The organism is Pseudomonas capsici (genome assembly GCF_017165765.1).
GTDB lineage: Bacteria > Pseudomonadota > Gammaproteobacteria > Pseudomonadales > Pseudomonadaceae > Aquipseudomonas > Aquipseudomonas capsici.
Genome location: NZ_JAFGZD010000001.1, coordinates 393,413 through 415,368 on the forward strand (window position 1 = coordinate 393,413; position 21,956 = coordinate 415,368).

Below are 21,956 nucleotides of genomic sequence, written 5' to 3' on the forward strand. Positions count from 1 at the left end.
GATCAAAGCTCCTGGCGCTGGTTTTCAGGATCGAAGAAAGGCAGTTTCACCACGGTGGCCTGGACCACGACGCCGTCCTCGACCCGGATCGGGATCTGTTGGCCGGGTGTGCTCTGATCAAAGGCGGCGTAAGCCAGGCCAATGATCTTGTCCAGGGTCCGGGAGTACTCGCAGGAGGTTACGTTGCCGCTGATGTCCGGCCCCTTGAGCACCAGATGGCCTTCCAGTGGTTGCGGGCTGGCCTTGGGCAGAGTGAAGCCCACCAGCTTGCGGGTCTGCGGTTGTGCTTCGAGGATGTCCACCGAGCGTCGGCCGACAAAGAACGGCTTGGTACGGCTGACTGCCCAGCCCATGTCGATTTCGCTCGGGTGGGTCATGCCGTCGGTGTCCTGGCTGATGATCACATGGCCTTTTTCCAGACGCAGCAGGCGCTGGGTTTCGACCCCGAAAGGACGAATGTCGTATGCCTTGCCTGCTTCGATCAGGGCGTCCCAGAGTTGCAGGGCATGGCGCGCCGGAACGTGGATTTCATAACCCAGTTCACCCACGAAACCTACCCGCAACAGACGGGCCTTGATCCCGGCTACAGTACCTTGGCGCACCGCCAGGTACGGGAAACCTTCGGCCGAAAGATCCAGGTCGGAGCAGACTTTTTCCAGGACCTTGCGTGAGTCCGGCCCGGCCACGTTGACCGCTGAAATCGCCGCGGTGACGTTGGCGATATCAACGTTCAGGCGCCACTGAGCGTTCCACTTGAGCATCTGCTGGTAGATACGATCCACACCGCTGGTGGTAGCGGTGACGTAGAAATGATTGTCGGCGAAACGCGCACAGACACCGTCGTCGATGACCACGCCATGTTCGTTGGTCATCAAGGCATAACGCGAACGGCCCACCGGTTGCTTGAGAAAGGCGAAGGTGTACATGCGATTGAGCAGTTCGGCAGCGTCCGGGCCGCGCACATCCAGCCCGCCGAGTGTCGAGACGTCGATGATGCCGACTTTGGTGCGTACATGCAGCGCTTCGGTCTGCATGCATCTCTCACGCTCGCCTGGCTTGCCGTAGTAAGCGGGACGCTGCCAGATGCCTGCGGGCATCATCTTTGCCCCTGCTTCCAGGTGTCTTTTGTGCATCGGCGTCTGCCGGTACGGGTCGAAGGCTCGCCCTGCAACGTGGGCCAGTTTCTCGGCTTCGAAAGGCGGACGGGCAGTGGTGACACCGGTTTCGCTGATACTGCGTTGGGTCGAAGACGCGACCAGGCGGGCCGTCGGCAGCGCCGAATGCCTGCCTTGTGACGGCCCCATGCCGACCGTGGAATAGCGCTTGACCAGTTGCACGTCGCGGTAGCCGATGCGCGTGGCGTTGATGATGTCGCGCACTTGCAGGTCTTCGTCGAAGTCGACGAAATCCTTGCCCTTGGGATGAGGAAAGATAGGCCAGGCAAAGTTGACGCGGGCTTCGCTGCGCAGAGGCTGCGGGCTGGTGCCGGGTTCCAGGCCCAGTGCGGCAAGCACTTCGGCGCTGGCATGGATGGCATCGGCCAGCACATTGTCCAGCGCATGATAACCATGCACCGAACCGGCTACGCCGAGATTTTTCGGCAGGCCGCTCAGGGTGAATTCCGACAGTTGATCGTCATAGCTCAACTTGCCGCCCGCCTGACACAGCAACTGATAGACCGGCATATAGCCACCGGACATGCACAGCAGATCGCATTGGACGGTCAGGCCGCTACTGGCGACCTGACCCTGGCCGGTGATCCTGCGCAGGTCCGCACCGCTCACATGGCGCATGCCTTTTTCATGCAGCGCCTCATAAACGGTTGTGCCAGGGTGGCAAGCAATACCGCGTTTTTCCAGCGCATCGAGAAGGGCTCTGTCTGCCGGGTTGGCGCGCATGTCGGCCACCGCAACCACTTCCACGCCCTGATCATGCAGATCCAGCGCGGCCAGATAACCGTCATCGTTACCGGTCAGGATCACGGCGCGTTTGCCGGGCTTGACGGCATACAGCTTCATCAGGCGCTGGGCTGCACTGGTCAGCATCACGCCGGGCAAATCGTTATTGCGGAAAATCACCGGTTGGTCGAACGAGCCGCTGCACACCAGGCAGTGGCTCGCCCGCACTTTGTACATGCGCTTGCCCTGAATGACCGGCAGGTAGTTGTCGGTGAACCAGCCGTTGCAGGTCGCTTGCTTGAGCACGCGAATATTGGCGTGACCTTCCACGGCATCGAGCAGATCGCGCCGCAGTTTTTCGCCACGCTGGCCTTCGATATCGAAGCGGGCATAGGTCAACGAGCCACCGAGAATCGGCTGCTGTTCGATCAGCAGGACTTTGGCACCGGCATTGGCGGCAGTCAGTGCCGCCTGCAGGCCAGCCGGTCCTGCGCCGATAATGGCCAGGTCGGTGAACAGATAAGCCTTGTCGTAATACTCGGGCCGGAATTCAAGGTCCAGCACACCCAGCCCGGCTTTCTTGCGGATGATCGGCTCCCAGACTTTCCACATGCCCCTGGGCTTGTAGAACGAACGGTAATAGAAGCCTACCGGCATGAATTTCGAGAATTTGCCCAGATACGCGTCCTTGTCGTTGTCCAGCGAACCGTTGAAATTCTGGCCGGTCGCCTGCAGGCCGGCTTCAAGTGCATGGGTATCGGCCAGCACGTTGGGTTCGTGGGGTAACTGGATCAGCGTATTGGCGTCTTGCCCGGCCATGGTCAGCGGGCCACGCGGGCGGTGGTACTTGAACGAGCGTGATAGCAGGAAACGACCGTTGGCGAGCAGGGCGCTGGCGATGCTGTCGCCTTGCAGGCCCTGATAGGACTTGCCGTCAAAGCTGAATGTCAGCGGCTGATTGCGATCGATCAACAGGCCCATGGGGGCCGGCAGGCGGGTCAGGGTGCTCATCCTGCGATCTCCTTGGACGGGGCCGGTATGAAATCGACGCGGGCGGTAAAGATTTCCCGTGGGTCGAAGGTGCGGATGATTTCGTCGCTGGCGGTATGGCGCTCGGCCAGAAACCAGTAGCTGGACGGGTTGTGCATCCACCATTCGCGTACCACGCCCAGGGTGTCCTCGCTGTTGAACACGTAATCGGCCCATTCGGCATCGCTGCAGGCCTGCGGATCGGGCATGAGCTTGAACTCGCCGCCGTAGGTGAATTCGCTGATATTGCGTGGCCCGTTGAGCGGGCATGTCATGACTTTCATGTATCGCTCTCCGTCAGTGGCTGGCCGCTGTCGCGCCCATTTCGTTGACTTGCCGGAAGGTCGAAAAACGTTCCAGGCCAAAGGGTCTGATCAGTTCCGGCACCTTGCCGCCGCTGGCCACCAGTTCCGCCATGGTCTTGCCGCAGATGGGCGTGGCCTTGAAACCCCAGGTGCCCCAGCCTGCATCCAGGTAATAATTTTTTACCGGTGAAAGACCCATGATCGGGCTGTAGTCCGGGGTCATGTCGGTGATCCCGGCCCACTGACGCATCAACTTGGCATTGGCCAGGAACGGGAACATCTCGATGGCGTGGGCCAGCAAGCTTTCCTTGAGGTCCAGAGTGGAGCGGGTGTTGAACAGCGGGTAAGGATCGGAGCCGCCGCCAAACACCACTTCGCCGCGGCTGGTCTGCTGCACGTAGCAATGCAGAGCCGACGAACTCACCAACGGGTCGAGGAAGGGTTTGAACGGTTGGGTCACCATGGCTTGCAGCGGGAAGGTCTGGATCGGCGAGCGAATCCCGGCCTTTTTCATCAGTTGCGAACTCATGCCTGCTACTGCCTGCACTGCGCAGCCGCATTTGACGGTGCCGCGATTGGTTTTCACGGCTGTGATGGTGCCGTTTTCGATGACCAGCTCCTGAACCTCGGTGAGCTGATGGATCTCCACGCCACGCTTGGCTGCCTGCTTGGCATAACCCCAGGCCACGGCGTCATGCCGGGCGGTGGCGCCGTCGATGTGCCACAGACCGGCGATTACCGGCAGATGGCCCGGATCGAGGTTGAGGCTCGGTACCAGTTCACGGATCTGCTGGCGGTCGATCATCTCGGTACGGCCGCCGAAGTGCTTGTTGACCTCGGCACGCTGGCGGAACGAACGTACCGTTGCGTCGGTATGGGCCAGGGTCAGTTGCCCGCGATGGGAGTACATGATGTTGAAGTCGAATTCGTTGGACAGGCCTTCAAACATCCGCACCGATTCGGCATAGAAACGCACGCCTTCGCTGGTGAGATAGTTGGAGCGAATCACTGCTGTATTGCGTGCGGTATTGCCGCCGCCCAGGTAGCCTTTTTCCAGTACGGCGATATTAGTGATGCCGTGATACCGGGACAGGTAATAGGCGGTGGACAGGGCATGACCGCCACCGCCGATGATCACCACGTCATAAGAGGGCTTGAGTTCCCTGGGGGCGGGCAGATCCACCTCGACCGGATACTCCGAGCTGAGCCCGTACTTCAATAGATTGAAAGGCATACGGCCTCCGATTGGCTGCGTTGCGCTTGAGCCTGCTGACGGGCAGCGGTCACGGTATTTTTCATGAGAAAGGCAATGGTCATGGGGCCGACCCCACCCGGTACGGGAGTAATGGCCGAGACTCTGGACAGCGCGCTGTCGAAATCCACATCGCCGACCAGACGGCTGCGGTCGTTGTCCTGGATGCGGTTGATGCCGACGTCGATCACCACGGCGCCGTGCTTGAGCCAGCTGGCATCGATCATTCGCGGGCGACCGACGGCGGCGACCACGATATCGGCCAGTTGACACAGGGCCTTGGCGTCGAGGCTGCGCGAATGCACGACCGTAACCGAGCAGTGAGCCTGGAGCAGCAGGGCGGCCATGGGTTTGCCGACGATATTGGAGCGGCCGATCACCACCGCATGCTTGCCGGTGAGGTCACCGCAGGTCTCTTCCAGCAACTGCATGCAGCCACTGGGCGTGCAGGGTGTCAGCACATTACGGCCCTGACTCAGTCCGCCGACGTTTTCACTGTGAAAACCGTCCACGTCCTTGCACGGATCGATGGCCTCCAAGGCCAGGGTTTCTTCTATCTGGGAGGGCAGCGGCAGTTGCAGCAGGATGCCGTTGACCTTCGGGTCGGCATTCAATTCGGCGATCAGCGCCAGCAAGCGTGCCTGCGAGCTGTCCGCAGGCAGTCGGTATTCCAGCGACTGAATACCGGCTTCCTCGGCACGCAGGATCTTGTTGCGCACATAGACCTGACTGGCCGGATCGTCACCCACCAGAATCACCGCCAATGCCGGCTCGATGCCTTCGGTCTTGAGTCGCTGGACATCGGTTTTGACCTGCCGCAGCACTCGGCCCGCCGCCGCCTTGCCATCAATCAGTTTTGAAGTGCTCACCGGAAGATCACCGTTCTGTCCGTGTTGAGGAACACCCGGTGTTCCAGGTGGTATTTCACCGCTCTGGACAGCGCAATGGTTTCGGTATTACGGCCAGCGGCTACCAGATCGTCAGGCAGATAGACGTGATCCACACGTTGTACTTCCTGCTCGATGATCGGCCCTTCGTCCAGGTCGCTGGTGACGTAATGCGCGGTTGCACCGATCAGCTTCACGCCACGCTCGTAGGCCTGGTGATAAGGCTTGGCACCCTTGAAACCGGGCAGAAAGGAGTGATGGATATTGATTGCCCGGCCCGAAAGTTGCTGGCACAGATCATCGGAAAGGATCTGCATGTAGCGGGCGAGCACCACCAGTTCGGTGCAGGTTTCATCGACCACTTTCATCAGCGCCGCTTCCTGCTGGGCCTTGGTTTCCCGGGTGACCGGCAGATAGATGAAGCGAATGCCCTCGCGCTCGGCCATCGGACGCAGGTCCAGGTGGTTGGAAACGATGGCAGTGATGGTCATGTCCATCTCGCCTTTGTGATAGCGATACAGAAGGTCGGTCAGGCAATGATCGAACTTGCTGACCATCAGCAGAACGCGCATGGGTTGGCGTGTGTCGTGCAGTTCCCACTGCATGGAAAAGTCGCTGGCGACGGCATCGAAGCCATCCTTGAGCTGCTGGATATCGCCTTGATGGCCATCGTTGAAACGAAACACGGCGCGCATGAAGAACCTGCCGCTGAACTCATCATCGAACTGGGCCATTTCACCGATGTAGCACTGGTTGCCCGCCAGATAGGAAGTCACCGCCGCGACAATGCCGGAAGTCGCCGGGCAACTGATCTTGAGGATGAAATGGTTCTTTTCGTGTTGCATGGCTTGTCCTCTGGAAAGTGGCGGCAGCTCAGCGCAGGGCGAAAGATTCAGGGGTAAAGATTATTTTTGCGGACGAATAAAAATTCCTGACAGGAATTAAATATTCGCGATTGGCGTTTTATAGGCGAAAGGGTTTGCAGCGTCCAGAGGTTTCTTGAAACTTTTTTTACTGAGGAGAAATTTTGTGTGGGAGGTTCGCGAATGAATTCGCTTACACCGATCCAGGTGGGCGCCAATTCATTCGCGAAAAAACATCAGGCGGCAGATCACTCGCCCTGCGCACCATAGTTCATGATCGACAGCAGGCGGATCGGCACTTGCACCAGTTGTTCCGGCCCATGAGGAATCTCGCCGTCGAAGGTCAGGCTGTCTCCGGCCTCCATGCGATACACCTGATTGCCATGGCGATAGATCAGCTCACCTTCCAGCAGATGCAGGAATTCGGTGCCGGGGTGGGAGAAGGTCGGGAACTCTTCGCTGGCGTCGTCCATGGTGACCATGTACGCCTCGAAACTCTTCTTCGGCCCTCGGGTATGGTTGAGCAGGTGGTAGGTGTGGCCTTTCTCGGTTCCGCGCCTGACCACTTCCAGTCCTTCATCGGCCTTGACCAGCAATGCGCTGCTGCCTTGCTGGTCGTACTGGCTGAACAGTTTGGACATGGGCATGCCCAGGACGTCGCACAGACGACTGAGGTTATCCAGGCTGGTGGAAACCTGAGCATTCTCGATCTTGCTCAGCATGCCCTGGCTGATCCCTGCGATACGGGCTACATCGGCCAGCTTCAACTCCTGAGCCTGACGCTGGCGCTTGATCTGGATACCCAGGTATTGCTCCAGTTTCAGCTTGGGCTGTGGTTCGTTCGGCATATTCATCGGCTTTGCACGGTTTCCGCTCAATAATTTTTATTTCGCACCATGAATGTGCGATATCCATCTCTCCGCAGGCAGTGGCGGCGGATTATTCCCTGAAGGAAACCGAGTTTCCCATATATACAGAGGAAATTCCGCCTTTCGCTGAATTCGACTTTTGGTATACCAGGCTGGCAAGCGCTTTGCATTCCTATTGGGAAATTAACTTTCCTGATCGGAATAACCGTTCCGGCAGGAAGTGAACAGCGGTCCTCACCTCAACGTTTTGCTTTCGCCAGGAGACAAGTCTCATGTTGCCAACAGAAACACAGCGTCTGATCGAGGAGCATGGCATCAAGTATGTGCTGGCTCAGTTCGTGGATATCCATGGCTCCTCCAAGACCAAATCGGTTCCTGTCTCGGGCCTGGAGATGGTGATCGAAGATGGCGCCGGTTTTGCCGGTTTCGCCATCTGTGGCATGGGCATGGAGCCCCATGGTCCGGATTTCATGGCCAAGGGCGATCTCTCTTCGCTGACGCCGGTGCCGTGGCAGCCGGGTTATGGCCGGGTAGTGTGCATCGGTCACGTCGAAGGCAAGCCCTGGCCTTATGACAGCCGTTACGTGCTGCAACAGCAGGTCGAGCGCCTCAGCCAGCGAGGCTGGACCCTCAATACCGGCCTGGAGCCAGAGTTCAGCCTGTTCAAGCGCGATGCGGCAGGCACTCTGCAACTGGTGGATAACAGCGATAGCCTCGACAAGCCGTGTTATGACTACAAAGGCCTGTCACGTTCCCGGGAGTTTCTCGAGCGCCTGACCGAAGCCTTGCAGCCCGTAGGTTTCGACATCTACCAGATCGACCACGAAGACGCCAACGGCCAGTTCGAGATCAATTACACCTACAGCGATGCCATGGAGTCTGCGGACCGTTTCACCTTTTTCCGCATGGCCGCCGGCGAGATCGCCAATGACATGGGCATGATCTGCTCGTTCATGCCCAAGCCCGATCCCAAGCGCGCCGGTAACGGCATGCACTTCCACCTCTCGATCAGCAGCGCGACCAACAAGAACATGTTCCATGACGCCAGCGATCCGAGCGGCATGGGCCTGTCGAAGATGGCTTATCACTTTGCCGCCGGTCTTCTGGCCCATGGCCCGGCGCTGTGTGCCTTCGCGGCACCGACGGTCAATTCCTACAAGCGTCTGGTGGTAGGCAATTCACTGTCCGGCGCGACCTGGGCACCGGCCTTTATCGCCTTTGGCGCCAACAACCGTTCGGCCATGGTGCGCGTGCCTTATGGCCGCCTCGAATTCCGTCTGCCGGATGCCGGCTGCAACCCTTATCTGGTTAGCGCCGCGATCATCGCAGCAGGTCTGGACGGGATTGATCGCAAGCTGGAGGTCGATCAGGTCTGCAATGAAAACCTCTACAAGCTGAGCCTGGAAGAGATCGCTGCGCGGGGCATCAAGACCCTGCCGCAGTCTCTCAAGGAAGCCTGCGACGCCCTGGAAGCCGACCCGTTGTTCGCCGAAGTGCTGGGTAACGAAATCGTCGGCGAATTCATCAGGCTCAAGCGCATGGAGTGGGTGGAATACAGCCGCCATGTCAGCGACTGGGAAGTGAAACGGTATACGGAGTTCTTTTGAACTCAGCTGCAGGTTTTTAGCTGCAAGCTGCAAGAAAAAGCAGTTTGGAGTGAATACAGAATTTGTCATCCACGCAGTCAGCTTGCCGCTTAGAGCTTGCCGCTTGCCACTGCCGAACAACGTGAGGCTGCCTTTATGTGCGGAATTGTTGGTTTGTATCTGAAAAATCCGGCGCTGGAATCCCGGCTTGGCAAACTCTTCGAGCCGATGCTCGAAGCCATGACCGACCGCGGGCCGGACAGCGCGGGGTTTGCCATTTATGGAGATGAAGTGACCGATGGCTGGGTCAAGCTGACCTTGCAGGCCACCACCGAAGGGTACGACTTCAAGGCGCTGATCGCGGCGCTGGAAGGCCGGCTCGGTGCGTCTCTGGACTGGTTCCAGAATGCGAGCGCCGTGGTGCTGAAGATCCAGGCTGAGGAAGCTGTCGTGCGTGCGGCACTGGGCGAGCTGGCTCCGAGCGTGCGCATCATGAGCGCGGGCAAGAGCATCGAAATCCTCAAGGGCATGGGCTTGCCGAAAGAGATTTCCGAGCGTTTTGGTCTGGGCAACATGAAAGGCAGCCACATCATCGGTCATACGCGCATGGCCACTGAAAGTGCCGTGACCATGGAAGGCAGCCACCCGTTTTCCACTGGCGCGGACCTGTGCCTGGTGCACAACGGCTCGCTGTCCAACCACTTTCGTCTGCGCCAGGAGCTGCGCCGTGAAGGGATCAACTTCGACACCGAGAACGACACTGAAGTCGCTGCCGGTTACCTGGCCTGGCGCCTGCAACAGGGCGATTCGCTGAAGACCGCGCTGGACAGTTCGCTTGAAGCACTGGATGGCTTCTTCACCTTTGCCATCGGCACCCGCAACGGTTTTGCCGTGATTCGCGACCCGATTGCCTGCAAGCCGGCGATCCTCGCCGAGACCGACGATTACGTCGCCATGGCTTCGGAGTATCAGGCGCTGTCGAGCCTGCCGGGAATCGAGAAGGCCAAAGTCTGGGAACCTGTTCCCGCCACCATGTACATCTGGGAACGCGAGTCGGCTTAAGGAGCACGCACATGAAAACCATCGATCTTTCCACTGCCAGCGTGCGTGAGCTCAATCAGGCGCTGCACGACCAAGTCAGACAACTCGAAGAACGCGAGTGGGTCGTCACCCATCCCAATGGCGCGCACAACCTGGCGGTCGGCGTCAACGAAGCGGTGTCCGTGGATATCCAGGGGCACGCCGGTTACTACTGCGCGGGGATGAACCAGAAGGCCTCGATCACCGTGCACGGCAACGTCGGCGTCGGGTGCGCCGAAAACATGATGTCGGGCTATGTGCGGGTCAAGGGCAGCGCCTCACAAGCCGCGGGCGCGACGGCTCATGGCGGCTTGCTGGTCATCGAAGGTGATGCCGGTGCCCGTTGTGGCATTTCCATGAAAGGGATCGACATCGTGGTCGGCGGCAGCATCGGCCACATGAGCTGCTTCATGGGCCAGGCCGGTCGGCTGGTGGTGTGTGGCGATGCGGGCGATGCCCTGGGCGACTCGCTGTACGAAACGAAGATTTTCGTCAAAGGCAGCGTGGAGTCGCTGGGTTCCGACTGCATCGAGAAGGAGATGCGGCCGGAGCATCTGGAAGAGCTGCAAGAGCTGCTCAATCGTGCCGGCTTCAATGAAAAGGCCGCCGATTTCAAACGCTACGGCTCGGCCCGTCAGCTCTACAACTTCAAAGTCGATAACGCCTCCGCGTACTGATCCAGGAGCATCATCATGAGTGACAAAGCAACTCCAGTCCTGCGCGAATCCGCGACTTTCGACCGCCTGACCATTCAGGAAATCCAGCGTGCCGCTGAAACCGGTATCTATGACATTCGCGGCGGCGGCACCAAGCGCAAGCTCCCGCATTTCGATGACCTGCTGCTGCTCGGTGCCAGTGTTTCCCGCTACCCGCTGGAAGGTTATCGCGAGAAGTGCGGCACCGATGTCATCCTCGGCAATCGCTTCGCCAAGAAGCCGATCCACCTGAAGATTCCGGTGACCATCGCGGGCATGAGCTTTGGTGCCTTATCGGCCAATGCCAAGGAAGCACTGGGTCGTGGTGCGACCATCGCGGGCACCAGCACCACCACCGGCGACGGCGGCATGACCCCGGAAGAGCGCGGTCAGTCCCAGCACCTGGTTTACCAATACCTGCCATCGCGTTACGGCATGAACCCGGATGATCTGCGCAAGGCCGATGCCATCGAGATCGTCCTGGGGCAGGGCGCCAAACCGGGTGGTGGCGGCATGCTGCTGGGCATGAAAGTCACCGAGCGTGTTGCGGGTATGCGGACGCTGCCCATCGGTGTCGATCAGCGTTCGGCCTGTCGTCACCCGGACTGGACCGGCCCGGACGATCTGGCGATCAAGATTGCCGAGATCCGTGAAATCACCGACTGGGAAAAACCGATCTACGTGAAGATCGGTGCGAGCCGCCCGTATTACGACGTCAAGCTGGCGGTCAAGGCCGGTGCCGATGTGATTGTGCTCGATGGCATGCAGGGCGGAACGGCGGCGACTCAGGAAGTGTTCATCGAACACGTGGGTATCCCGATTCTGCCTGCCATTCCGCAGGCCGTTCAGGCTTTGCAGGAAATGGGCATGCATCGCAAGGTGCAACTGATCGTGTCCGGAGGCATCCGTAACGGTGCCGACGTGGCCAAGGCCATGGCGCTGGGTGCCGATGCGGTTGCCATTGGTACGGCGGCGCTGATTGCCCTGGGCGATAACCATCCGAGACTGGACGAGGAACTGAAGAAGATCGGTTCGGCCGCCGGTTTCTATGATGACTGGCAAAACGGTCGCGACCCGGCAGGTATCACGACCCAGGACCCGGAACTGTCCAAACGTCTGGATCCGGTCGAGGGTGGGCGTCGGCTGGCAAACTACTTGCGTGTCCTGGTGCTGGAAGCCCAGACCATGGCCCGCGCCTGCGGCAAGTCGCACCTGCATAACCTCGATCCCGAGGATCTGGTGGCGCTGACGGTGGAGTCTGCCGCCATGGCGCGAGTGCCATTGGCCGGAACCAGCTGGATTCCGGGTCAGCAGTACTGATTGGCCTGCAGGAGTGCGCTTGCCCACGACGGCTTGGTCGCGGGCAAGCGCGCTCCTGCATCTATAACAGAGGCCGCAAAGGCCCGCAGTCTCCAACCATTCTGCTTTCTGCCCGGCACTTTCCCTTCATTTGCAGGAGCTTTGAACATGGTTAATCGTCTACCCGAAAAATCTCTTCTGGCTTTACTGACGCTCGCCTCCTGTGTGCCTCTGGCGCAGGCGGCAGACACTCCCACGCTGAACACCGGCAGTACCGCCTGGATGATCACCGCCGCCGTGCTGGTGCTGTTCATGTGTCTGCCCGGTCTTGCGCTGTTTTATGGCGGTCTGGTGCGGGCCAAGAACATGCTTTCGCTGTTTACCCAGTGTTTCGGTATTGCGGGGCTGGTGGGGGTGTTGTGGATCATCTATGGCTACAGCATGGTGGTCGACACCAGCAACATGGTTGAAGGCGAGGTTACCTTCAACAGTTTTGTCGGCGGTCTGAGCCGGGTCTTTCTGGCGGGCATGACACCGGACAGTCTGGTGGGCGAGATTCCCGAAGGCGTATTCGTGACCTTTCAGATGACTTTCGCAATCATTACCCCAGCCCTGATCGCAGGTGCTTTTGCCGAGCGCATGAAATTCTCGGCAGCGCTGCTGTTCATGGCGATCTGGTTCACTCTGGTCTACGCGCCGGTGGCGCACATGGTCTGGGGCGGAGCAGGGGCCTTGATGCATAACTGGGGCGTGCTGGATTTCGCGGGTGGCACGGCCGTGCACATCAATGCCGGCGTTGCGGCACTGGCGGCCTGTCTCGTACTGGGCAAGCGCAAGGGCTATCAGAATACGCCGATGCCTGCGCACAACCTGAGCCTGACCATGGTCGGTGCGGCGATGCTGTGGGTCGGCTGGTTCGGTTTCAACATCGGTTCAGGCGGCGGCCTGAGCGGCACCTCGGGCATTGTCATGCTCAACACTCAGGTAGGCGCGTGCGCCGGTATTCTGGGCTGGATGTTTACCGAGTGGTTCAAGGTCGGCAAGCCCAGCGCACTGGGCCTGGCCAGTGGCGCATTGGCCGGTCTGGTGGGCATTACTCCGGCTTGCGCCTATGTCGGTGTCGGCGGAGCCCTGGCAATCGGCTTGCTGTGTGGCGTGTTCTGCTACCTGAGTGTGACCGTTCTGAAGAAGCGCCTGGGCTATGACGACAGCCTGGACGTATTCGGCCTGCACGGTGTGGGCGGCATGATCGGCGCGGTGTTGACCGGTGTGTTCTGTGTGCCGTCGATGGGTGGCCTGATGCCGGATGTGAGCATGGGCGCGCAGGTCATCGCACAGATCAAGGGTGTGCTGTTCACCACGGTTTATTGCTTCGTGGTCAGTTGGGGAATTCTCAAGCTCGTCAATGCCCTGATCGGCCTGCGTGCCCATGAGTCGGTGGAAGAGATGGGGTTGGATCTGGCCGAGCACAATGAACGTGCCTATAACCATTGAACGAAGTTGAGGCAGGAGCGGATTCATTCGCAAAGCATTTCGCAGATAAATCCGCTCTTATCAAACAAGACGAAACTGATGTGTCATGGTAGGAGCGCCCAGGGCAAGCGCGCTCCTGCGGACGGCTTCAACGAAACGCTGGCACTACGTGCTTGATGAACAGTTCCAGCGATTTCTTCTTCTCGGCGTGTGACAGGCTGTTGTCACACCAGAAGCTGAACTCGTCGACCCCGAGCTCCTGGTAGTAGCGGATGCGCGGGATGATTTCTTCCGGAGTGCCGATCATGGTGTTCTTGCGGATGTTTTCCAGCTCGAACTCCGGGCGCTCCTTGAATTTCTCTTCCGGGCTTGGTGCCAGGAAGCCATTGACCGGTGTCTGTTTGTTGCCGAACCAGGCATCGAAGGTGCGATAGAACTTCGAGATCGCGGTTGCGCCGACTTTCCAGCCTTCGGGATCGTCTGCGGTATGGACGTGGGTGTGACGCAGGACCATCAGTTGCGGGCGAGGGACGCTTGGGTTGTTATCCAGTGCGGCCTGGAACTTGTTCTTCAGGTCCAGGACTTCTTCGTCGCCTTTCATCAGCGGCGTGACCATGACGTTGCAGCCGTTCTGCACCGCAAAGTTGTGAGAGTCCGGGTCGCGGGCAGCGATCCACATCGGCGGCGTCTTGACCGGTTTCGGCACACTGGTGGAGGTAGGGAATTTCCAGATATCGCCGTCGTGTGCATAGTCGCCTTGCCACAGGGCCTTGACCACCGGAACCATCTCGCGCAAAGCCTTGCCACCTTCCGATGCGGGCATGCCACCGGCCATGCGATCGAACTCGACCTGATAGGCACCGCGAGCCAGGCCCACTTCCATGCGCCCATTGCTGATGACATCCAGCAGCGCGCATTCGCCAGCGACCCGCAACGGGTGCCAGAACGGAGCAATGATAGTGCCTGCACCCAGATGGATAGTGCTGGTTCTGGCGGCGAGATAGGCCAGCAGCGGCATGGGGCTTGGAGAAATGGTGTATTCCATTGCATGGTGTTCGCCGATCCAGACGGTACTGAATCCGCCTTTTTCGGCCAGCAGCGTCAGTTCGGTCAGGTCCTCGAACAACTGACGATGGCTGACTTGCTCATCCCAGCGTTCCATGTGCACGAACAACGAAAATTTCATGACACTCACCTCGGTTCAATCGTGGTGCCCCAGCAGGCTGGAGCCGATATTTTCTGGTATGCCGCAAGGCTGTGTGGTGATGTAGCTTAGCCGTGTGGTGGGGGGAAGCGCGTTTTGTCTGATGGTATACCGTAATACTTTATGTGCAAGTATTTTTTTGGTGAGCAAGAAATCACCGCCAGACTGCCGTTGCGTCGGGCACAGCCAATGGTGCTGGCGGCTGTAGCCGACGATCAGGATTTGTTTCGTGGAGTCACTCGTTCCAGAAACAGGAAAACAGCGAAAGTGGCAAAGCAACTCCTGATTTAATGAAACGCCGTTCAAGATCCATAACTAAAATCGGAACTAGCAAGGTTTCGTCCTTCAAGGACGGGGGCATTGAGAATATTTTGTTCATGTTTGTGAACACTATGGAACGAAAGTGAACGGATACCACTTCAACAAAATTAAAGTGTCCGGGCCTTTATCGTCATCGTGCCGGTGTCAGAGAGTTCGCGGGTAAAACAGGCTTTGCAAATCCATCGATCTGCTTCATTTGATTAACAGTTGTACGTTGCACGAGACGTTAGTTGTAAATGAACGGAGCGTCCCGTTAAGGAATATAAATGTCGCATTGTCGCTGTATGAAGTCATAATGACTCGTTTTCGGTGATGATCCAGGAATCGTAATGCCCAATCTCTTGCTGTCGGCACTGGTGCCTCTGGTGGCCGACCTCACCCGCGAGCTGCCTCAAGAAGAGCGTTACCGACGCCTGCTGCATGCCTTGCGGCAATGGCTGCCTTGCGATGCCGTGGCCTTGCTCAGGCTTGAGGACGATGTATTGATCCCGCTGGCGGTCGATGGCTTGAGCCCTGACACGCTGGGACGCCGGTTCCGGGTACAGGAGCATCCCCGGCTCAGGATTCTGCTGGAAAGCCAGGGGCCGGTGCGTTTCTCCATGGATTGCGACCTGCCTGACCCTTATGACGGTCTGGTGGAAGGGCATGGCCAACTGGAGGTCCATGACTGCCTGGGATGCGCGCTGTATTTTCAGGACAAGCCCTGGGGGCTTATCACGCTGGATTCGCTGGATCCTTCCAGTTTCGGCAGTGTCGACCTGGAGAACCTGCAGGCCTTTGCCAGCCTTGCTGCCGCAACGGTCATGGCCAGTGACCGGATCAGCCAGTTGGGCCGCAGCTATGAAGAGCAGCGACAACTGGCCGAGGTCTACAAGCGGGCAGCAGGCGGACGCGCCCCCCGTGAGCTGATCGGCCAGAGTGCCGTGCACAAGCGTATGCAGCAGGAAATCCAGCTGGTCGGCAACAGCCCGCTGACGGTGCTGGTCACCGGCGAAACCGGGGTCGGCAAGGAGCTGGTTGCCGAGTCGATCCACCTGCATTCCTCCAGGGCGCACAAGCCCTTGATCAGCCTCAACTGTGCGGCCTTGCCTGAAACCCTGGTGGAGAGCGAGCTGTTCGGGCACGTCAAGGGTGCGTTCTCCGGCGCGGTCAATGGCCGTAGCGGCAAGTTCGAGCTGGCTGACGGAGGCACGCTTTTTCTGGATGAGGTCGGCGAGTTGCCGCTGCCTGTGCAGTCAAAATTGCTGCGCGTACTGCAGAGCGGCCAGTTGCAGCGGGTGGGCTCGGATCACGAGCATCATGTGGATGTGCGCATCATCGCAGCCACCAACCGGGATCTGGCCGAGGAAGTCCGATCAGGGCGTTTTCGCGCCGATCTCTATCATCGGCTGAGCGTCTATCCCCTGCATGTGCCGCCTCTGCGCGAGCGGGGGCGCGATGTGTTGCTGCTGGCCGGTTTCTTTCTGGAAGAAAACCGCATGCGCATGGGCTTGCGCAGTCTGCGACTCAACGCCGAGGCCCAGAAGCTGCTGCTTGCCCATACATGGCCCGGCAATGTGCGTGAACTGGAACACTTGATCAGCCGTGCGGTTCTCAAGGCCTTGTCCTCCCACCCGGACAGGCCGCGTATCCTGACCATCGAAGCCCATGCCCTGGGGCTCGATGATCAAGTGCCAGCCACACCGATGCTTAATGTGCCGAACGCTGGTCTGGCGATTGCCGCAGGGCAGGGCCTCAAGGAGGCTGTGGACGCTTATCAGCGCGCATTGATTGTCGACGCTCTGGAGCGGCATCAAGGCAAATGGGCCGAGGTGGCGAGGGAATTATCGGTGGACCGGGCTAACTTGAGTCGTCTTGGCAAACGTTTGGGAGTTCGCTGAATATTGTCCTGATGTCAGACGATATTGGCTCACTGGTCGCCTGTTATTAAAAAAGAATGAATTTTTTGGCGCGGTGTTGTGTCATCTCTAGTCCATAGTCACAACACAAGAGGTATAGCCTAATAATGGCACTGCCCAAGCACTACCGCATCGATTACTTATTAAACGGAACGTTCAAAAGTTTTTATATTCGTGCCGATAATATGGACAACGCCGAGGCCTGGCACTACGCAAGTGTTGACGCCGGTCTGGCTCGTATTCCCAAATACCGACTGGAGAAAGTACCCCGTGTAACGAAACCACATGCTGAACATTTTGGTATTACCAATGTGGAGTGGGTAAAAGCCTGATAACCCGCTTAGTTGACGTTAATGCTGCATCGGGCCGGTTCCGAACCAGCCTGATGCGCTCCTTCCGACTCCTGAATTTCTTGAGTGAAGCCGGTCATGAAGAGCACTGAGCCATTCCAGCAAGGGCGTGTCTTCGAAACGGATCTGCCTGCGCGACTGGATCGGCTGCCGTGGGGCCGTTTTCATACTCTGCTGGTCATGGCTCTGGGGATCACCTGGCTGCTTGACGGTCTGGAAGTGACCCTGGCCGGCTCCGTGGCGGGCGCTCTGAAAGACAGCCCGGTTCTCAACCTCTCCAACAGCGATATCGGCCTGGCAGGTGCGGTGTATATCGCTGGTGCGGTGCTGGGGGCGTTGTTCTTCGGCTGGCTGACCGATCGTCTCGGGCGTCGCAAGCTGTTTTTCATCACGCTGCTGCTGTATGTGGGGGCCACAGCCGCCACGGCGTTTTCATTCAACCTGTGGAGCTTCCTGCTGTTTCGCTTTTTGACCGGCATGGGCATTGGCGGTGAATACACTGCCATCAATTCGACCATTCAGGAGTTCACTCCCGCGCGCTACCGGGGCTGGGTAGACCTGAGTATCAACGGGACGTTCTGGCTGGGCGCAGCCCTGGGGGCGGGTGGTTCGATTCTGTTGCTGGACCCGCAGTGGCTGGGCGGTGAACTGGGCTGGCGGCTGTGTTTCGGCATCGGTGCCGTTCTCGGGCTGTTGATCCTGCTGATGCGCCTCTGGTTGCCGGAAAGCCCGCGCTGGCTGCTGATTCATGACCGGCCGGAGGAGGCCAGACACATCGTCGAGCAGATCGAAGCCGATATGCGTCGTCAGGGGCATGTGTTGTCCGAGCCGCAAGGCCCACCGCTGCGTCTGCAGGCCCGCGATCACACGCCGCTGGGGGAGATTGCCCGGACCCTGCTGGTGACTTTCCGTCAGCGCTCACTGGTCGGGATGACCCTGTTGACGGCCCAGGCCTTTTTCTACAACGCGATTTTCTTTACCTACGCTCTGGTGCTTACCGAGTTCTATGGCGTCCCGTCAGCACAGGTGGGTTGGTATGTGTTGCCCCTGGCGCTGGGTAATTTCTGCGGGCCACTGCTGCTGGGACGACTGTTCGATGTCATCGGGCGGCGGATCATGATCAGCTTCACCTACGCGATTGCCGGTGTGTTGCTGACCATCAGTGGCTATCTGTTCGCACAGGGGCTGCTGGATGTCAGGCAGCAGGCCATTGCCTGGATGGTGATCTTCTTTTTTGCTTCGGCCGCTGCCAGCTCTGCCTATCTGACGGTGTCGGAAACCTTCCCGCTGGAAATTCGTGCCCTGGCCATTGCGGTGTTCTATGCCTTTGGCACAGGCCTGGGAGGCATTATCGGCCCGACACTGTTCGGCCAGTTGATCGAAACCCGGAACCGCGACAATGTGCTGATCGGTTATCTGATCGGGGCTGGCCTGATGATGATCGCCGCTCTGGTACAGGCCATCTGGGGCGCGGCAGCCGAGCGCAAATCGCTGGAGGAGGTTGCCCGACCTTTGTCTCAGGTCAGGGAGCGGTCTGATCGATCAGCCTGACGACGCCACGCAAATCCTGGACCGAAGCCTGCAAGCCTTCGATCTTGGCGCTGACTTCCTGCATTTCGGTCGGGCGGAAGGTGTGCTGCAGGTACATGACATGGCCTGCCAGGTTCCTTGACACCTGCTCCAGATCGTTCGCTGTCCTTTGCAAATACTCCTGAATGTCTTTCAGTGGTTCGATTTGCACCAGCGTTTACTCCGGCAGTTGCGTGCCAATGGTTTGATTGAGCCCTGTCCTTTGGATTGTGATCTTTATATCGGCAATGATGGCACTGTGCTTGAGTTTATTTTCCGAAAACTTACGGCTCGTCGGATTCCGAATACGAATCCAGCAATTGAGCCAGTGCACGGGTGCGCTCCAGGCCGCTGGTGGTAGACATGATCTGCGCGACGGCTTCAATGGCGCCTGCCTTGGCTGCGGCGCGCTCGGCATCGGTGTTATTGGGCGTGGCGTCCTGCGCGGCTTCAATAATCGATTGCTCAAAGGTGTTCATGGTTCTCGCTCTTTGGGGGCAAATGTCTTTGATACCGATAGCGGGCCGTTATTTCAAGTCGCAGTCCGACTCAGTCTCCCTCGTAGGGGAAATCCTGCAGGGTCTGTACCAGCGACACGTCGTCCGGTCCCTGGAGGTTGTCCAGCACCCAGCATTGGCCCCCCGGATTCCTGGCCAGCAGCAGACGAGTGCTCTGGGTGCTCGCGCCCAGCGGATAAACCATCTCGACCACTGCCTGTTTATCGGAGCTGGACACCAGCTTCCACTCGGTCGCCTGGATCACCTCGTTATCCTGGGTTCCGGTCCAAGGATCGGCGCTGATCGCACACTGATCGCCAGGCTGCTGGCAACTCCAGTCCTTCTTCAGCAAGGCCAGCAGGTTCTTGGACAGATACTCCGGTCCACCTTTGCCACTGATATAGAAATCATGGTGATTGGTGTAGATCCAGCGTGCCGTATCGACCGGAGTACCCGCAGGGCAGGCGGCCTGAACGGCGCTGGAAAATACACAGGCGGCAAGAACGATGGCAAGAGATCTGGACATGGAGCGAGACTCGGCAAATGGGTAGTCGATGAAGATGTAACGCTGATGACACACATTTGGAGGCCAAGCGCGGGAAAAAGCAATATTTTTGGCTGCTCAGAGAGGGCAGAGGGCGGAGCTACCAGGTCAAGCCTTCATATCCTTCCCGGTCAAAGGCCCTCAAGCCTGAGGGCCTTTGTTCTGACCGTTTCATCTCGGTGCTTCGACAATCTCCAGAATCTTGCCGGTGCTGATCTGCACATGTACGTATTTATCCTGGATGCGTACCCACTGGCTATTGGTGCCTGGCGACTTGAGGCCCTTGTCTTTCCAGTCGCTCATGGCGGCCTTGGAACTCTGGAATCGTTGTGGCACCAGTGAGCCGACATCCAGTTCCTGGTAGGTGGTGCTGGGTGCTTCTACCTGTTGTGCCGCCTGGGCGGGCAGGGTAGTGATGGCGAAGCAGCCCAGCAGTGCCATGCAGGCGATCGATGATTTGCTGTTCATGTCGGGATCCCGATCCGTTGAATGGTGGTTTTATGCACCGGGAGCTTTCACATTGCAAATCATTCGACAGGTTACTTCTTCGAGACAGGAACGATATCGACGATCTGCCCATTGGTGATCTGCACGCGGACATATTTGTCATTGATCCGCACCCACTGGCTCTCTTTGGCGGGTTCGGCAAGGCCTTTGCTTTTCCAGTCGGTGATGGCGGCTTCGGTACGCTGGAATTTCTGCGGTGCCCGTGAGCCCAGCTCCAGCTCATGCATGTTGTCTGCGGACTCTTCGACTTTCTGCTCCGCCTGTACAGGCAGGGTGGTCAAGGAAAAGCAGCCCAGCAGGGTCATGCAGGCGATCAACGATTTGCTGTTCATGTCAGACTCCCAGTCTATTGATCAATGGCTTTATGCCGGTTGCATAGACTGGGACCCTGGTCACTGCAAAACATTCGATTGGATATGATGTCCTTGATTATCCAGCCAGTGCAGCGGCAATGCTCACCGACACCGGTGTGGTGGCGCGGCCTATCAGAGTACTGAGCTGGTGGCTGTCATCGTAAAGCGCGCCTCTGGATGCGCCGCTGTCGGAGTCGGCCAGCAGATGGGCAATCGGCTGTGGCAAACCGGCTTTTTCCAGTGCACCTTGATAATCGGCCTGCGGGAGGTTTACGTAAGGCAGGCTTTTCCCGCTCTGCTGCGATACCTGCGCGGCGAAGTCGGTCAGGGTGTAGGACTCATCGCCCGCCAGTTCGTAGATGCGACCTGCCTGGTTCTCGCTTGAAGTCAGGACCACTGCGGCCGCTTCTGCATAGTCCTGGCGGGCTGCCGAACTGATGCGGCCATCGCCCGCGCAGCCATAGACCGAACCGAGGCCCAGGGCGGCAGGGATGCCTGCGGTGTAGTTTTCGTGGTACCAGCCGTTGCGCAGAATAACGCTGGGTACACCGCTGTCGCGCAATGCGCTTTCGGTTTCGATGTGTTCTTGTGCCAGACCCAATACAGACGTATCGGCATGAAGAACGCTGGTGTAGGCTAGCAATTTGACATCGGCACGTTTGGCGGCGTCGATCACGGCCTGGTGCTGGGGCAGGCGTTGGCCCACTTCGCTGGACGAAATCAGCAGCACCTTCTGTGCGCCAGTCAGCGCACCGTCGAGGGTAGAAGGCTGCGAGTAGTCCGCATGGCGGATCTGCACGCCCAGCGCGGCGAGGTCGGCCGCTTTTTCCGGGCTGCGCACGGCTGCGACGATTTGTGAAGACGGAACGCGCTTGAGCAGTTGTTCAATGACGAGGCGGCCAAGCTGGCCGGTAGCACCTGTGACGACGATCATGAGTGGGACCTTTATGCTCATTGAATTGAATTGAAGTGAAAGGCCAGCATAATCTTCAAGCTAACCTTTCGTAAGTACTAACAAAAAGGTAGGTATATGAGCCATCTCTTGAGTGGGCCCGGATCAAACTCCGAAATATCGAGCACTGCCGCAGGGCGTCAGGGGGAACTCATGGCCGCCGAGTGTCCATCACGCAGTGTGCTCAGCCATGTGTGCAGCCGCTGGGGGGTACTGGTTCTGGTGGTGCTGCGCGATGGCACGCATCGCTTCAGCGAGATCCGCCGCAAGATCGGAGGCGTCAGCGAAAAAATGCTCGCTCAGACCCTGCAGAATCTGGAATACGATGGCTTTGTCGATCGCAAGTCACTGCCGGTGGTGCCGCCTCATGTCGAATATCGCCTTACTCCCATGGGGGAAGAAATAGCCCTGCAGGTCGAGACCATGGCCCGCTGGATAGAAGGCAACATGCCTCGCATCATGCAGGCCCGTGAAGTGTCCGGTGAACCGTTGCTGGAGTAGTTTTTTCATGGGGCGTCCTGCTTC

General features: G+C 58.7%; 22 protein-coding genes. 9 read left to right on the top strand and 13 right to left on the bottom strand.

Features of this window, described 5'->3' with window-relative positions:
* Positions 1–2: 2 nt before the first annotated feature.
* From JSY17_RS01700 to JSY17_RS01725, 6 genes are all read right to left on the bottom strand, one after another.
* Positions 3–2,909 carry a 2Fe-2S iron-sulfur cluster-binding protein gene (locus JSY17_RS01700; protein WP_206401215.1) on the bottom strand — a complete coding sequence of 969 codons (2,907 nt, stop codon included), beginning with the start codon at positions 2,907–2,909 and terminating at the stop codon, positions 3–5.
* Positions 2,906–3,211, bottom strand: a complete 306-nt coding sequence (locus JSY17_RS01705; protein ID WP_117180845.1) for a sarcosine oxidase subunit delta — start codon at positions 3,209–3,211, stop codon at positions 2,906–2,908. Before JSY17_RS01705 ends, JSY17_RS01700 begins: the two co-directional genes overlap by 4 nt.
* A 13-nt stretch (positions 3,212–3,224) precedes the next feature.
* Positions 3,225–4,466 carry an FAD-dependent oxidoreductase gene (locus tag JSY17_RS01710; RefSeq protein WP_206401216.1) on the bottom strand — a complete coding sequence of 414 codons (1,242 nt, stop codon included), beginning with the start codon at positions 4,464–4,466 and terminating at the stop codon, positions 3,225–3,227.
* The gene (gene folD / locus JSY17_RS01715) at positions 4,448–5,353 is read right to left on the bottom strand and encodes a bifunctional methylenetetrahydrofolate dehydrogenase/methenyltetrahydrofolate cyclohydrolase FolD (protein WP_206401217.1); all 906 of its coding nucleotides are present in this window, start codon (positions 5,351–5,353) and stop codon (positions 4,448–4,450) included. The genes JSY17_RS01710 and folD overlap by 19 nt, the downstream gene beginning before the upstream one ends.
* A complete protein-coding gene (purU, locus tag JSY17_RS01720; RefSeq protein ID WP_206401221.1) occupies positions 5,350–6,216 on the bottom strand; it encodes a formyltetrahydrofolate deformylase in 867 nt (288 codons plus the stop codon). The genes folD and purU overlap by 4 nt, the downstream gene beginning before the upstream one ends.
* A 266-nt stretch (positions 6,217–6,482) precedes the next feature.
* On the bottom strand, positions 6,483–7,088 hold the full coding sequence (locus JSY17_RS01725; protein ID WP_025259943.1) for a helix-turn-helix domain-containing protein: 606 nt from the start codon (positions 7,086–7,088) through the stop codon (positions 6,483–6,485).
* Positions 7,089–7,375: 287 nt separating this feature from the next.
* Here JSY17_RS01725 and glnT point away from each other — a divergent pair, with 287 nt between their 5' ends.
* From glnT to JSY17_RS01750, 5 genes are all read left to right on the top strand, one after another.
* Complete coding sequence (gene glnT / locus JSY17_RS01730) at positions 7,376–8,710, top strand: type III glutamate--ammonia ligase (protein WP_122371291.1); 1,335 nt, start codon at positions 7,376–7,378, stop codon at positions 8,708–8,710.
* Between the two features lie 135 nt (positions 8,711–8,845).
* Positions 8,846–9,751: a class II glutamine amidotransferase gene (locus JSY17_RS01735; protein WP_206401223.1), complete on the top strand. Its 906-nt coding sequence runs from the start codon at positions 8,846–8,848 to the stop codon at positions 9,749–9,751.
* A gap of 11 nt (positions 9,752–9,762) precedes the next feature.
* Positions 9,763–10,446, top strand: coding sequence for a GltB/FmdC/FwdC-like GXGXG domain-containing protein (locus JSY17_RS01740; RefSeq protein ID WP_117165116.1), 684 nt, complete (start codon positions 9,763–9,765; stop codon positions 10,444–10,446).
* A 15-nt stretch (positions 10,447–10,461) separates the two neighbouring features.
* Entirely contained in the window at positions 10,462–11,784 is a 1,323-nt protein-coding gene (locus JSY17_RS01745; RefSeq protein WP_117165115.1) for an FMN-binding glutamate synthase family protein, read from the top strand.
* A 147-nt stretch (positions 11,785–11,931) separates the two neighbouring features.
* Entirely contained in the window at positions 11,932–13,257 is a 1,326-nt protein-coding gene (locus tag JSY17_RS01750; protein WP_206401224.1) for an ammonium transporter, read from the top strand.
* 127 nt (positions 13,258–13,384) lie between these two features.
* Here JSY17_RS01750 and JSY17_RS01755 read toward each other — a convergent pair whose 3' ends face one another.
* Complete coding sequence (locus JSY17_RS01755; protein WP_117180838.1) at positions 13,385–14,422, bottom strand: LLM class flavin-dependent oxidoreductase; 1,038 nt, start codon at positions 14,420–14,422, stop codon at positions 13,385–13,387.
* Positions 14,423–15,090: 668 nt separating this feature from the next.
* Between JSY17_RS01755 and norR the strand changes: the two genes are divergently transcribed.
* From norR to JSY17_RS01770, 3 genes are all read left to right on the top strand, one after another.
* Complete coding sequence (norR, locus tag JSY17_RS01760; RefSeq protein WP_206401226.1) at positions 15,091–16,641, top strand: nitric oxide reductase transcriptional regulator NorR; 1,551 nt, start codon at positions 15,091–15,093, stop codon at positions 16,639–16,641.
* Positions 16,642–16,766: 125 nt separating this feature from the next.
* Positions 16,767–16,991 (top strand): DUF6555 family protein, encoded by a 225-nt coding sequence (locus JSY17_RS01765; protein ID WP_117180836.1) that lies wholly within the window; start codon positions 16,767–16,769, stop codon positions 16,989–16,991.
* Positions 16,992–17,087: 96 nt separating this feature from the next.
* On the top strand, positions 17,088–18,560 hold the full coding sequence (locus tag JSY17_RS01770; RefSeq protein WP_206401227.1) for an MFS transporter: 1,473 nt from the start codon (positions 17,088–17,090) through the stop codon (positions 18,558–18,560).
* Here the strand turns inward: JSY17_RS01770 and JSY17_RS01775 are convergent.
* From JSY17_RS01775 to JSY17_RS01800, 6 genes are all read right to left on the bottom strand, one after another.
* On the bottom strand, positions 18,532–18,750 hold the full coding sequence (locus tag JSY17_RS01775; protein WP_117165110.1) for a hypothetical protein: 219 nt from the start codon (positions 18,748–18,750) through the stop codon (positions 18,532–18,534). The genes JSY17_RS01770 and JSY17_RS01775 overlap by 29 nt on opposite strands.
* Before the next feature lie 112 nt (positions 18,751–18,862).
* Entirely contained in the window at positions 18,863–19,057 is a 195-nt protein-coding gene (locus JSY17_RS01780) for a hypothetical protein (RefSeq protein WP_206401228.1), read from the bottom strand.
* 70 nt (positions 19,058–19,127) lie between these two features.
* Positions 19,128–19,601 carry a DUF3828 domain-containing protein gene (locus JSY17_RS01785; protein WP_122371304.1) on the bottom strand — a complete coding sequence of 158 codons (474 nt, stop codon included), beginning with the start codon at positions 19,599–19,601 and terminating at the stop codon, positions 19,128–19,130.
* A gap of 189 nt (positions 19,602–19,790) precedes the next feature.
* Positions 19,791–20,087: an RcnB family protein gene (locus JSY17_RS01790; RefSeq protein ID WP_206401230.1), complete on the bottom strand. Its 297-nt coding sequence runs from the start codon at positions 20,085–20,087 to the stop codon at positions 19,791–19,793.
* 71 nt (positions 20,088–20,158) lie between these two features.
* The gene (locus JSY17_RS01795; protein WP_117180832.1) at positions 20,159–20,458 is read right to left on the bottom strand and encodes an RcnB family protein; all 300 of its coding nucleotides are present in this window, start codon (positions 20,456–20,458) and stop codon (positions 20,159–20,161) included.
* Between the two features lie 97 nt (positions 20,459–20,555).
* Positions 20,556–21,413, bottom strand: a complete 858-nt coding sequence (locus JSY17_RS01800; RefSeq protein ID WP_206401231.1) for an SDR family oxidoreductase — start codon at positions 21,411–21,413, stop codon at positions 20,556–20,558.
* 96 nt (positions 21,414–21,509) lie between these two features.
* On the opposite strand from JSY17_RS01800, the gene JSY17_RS01805 reads away from it, so the two are divergent.
* The gene (locus JSY17_RS01805) at positions 21,510–21,932 is read left to right on the top strand and encodes a winged helix-turn-helix transcriptional regulator (protein ID WP_117180830.1); all 423 of its coding nucleotides are present in this window, start codon (positions 21,510–21,512) and stop codon (positions 21,930–21,932) included.
* Positions 21,933–21,956 lie beyond the last annotated feature (24 nt).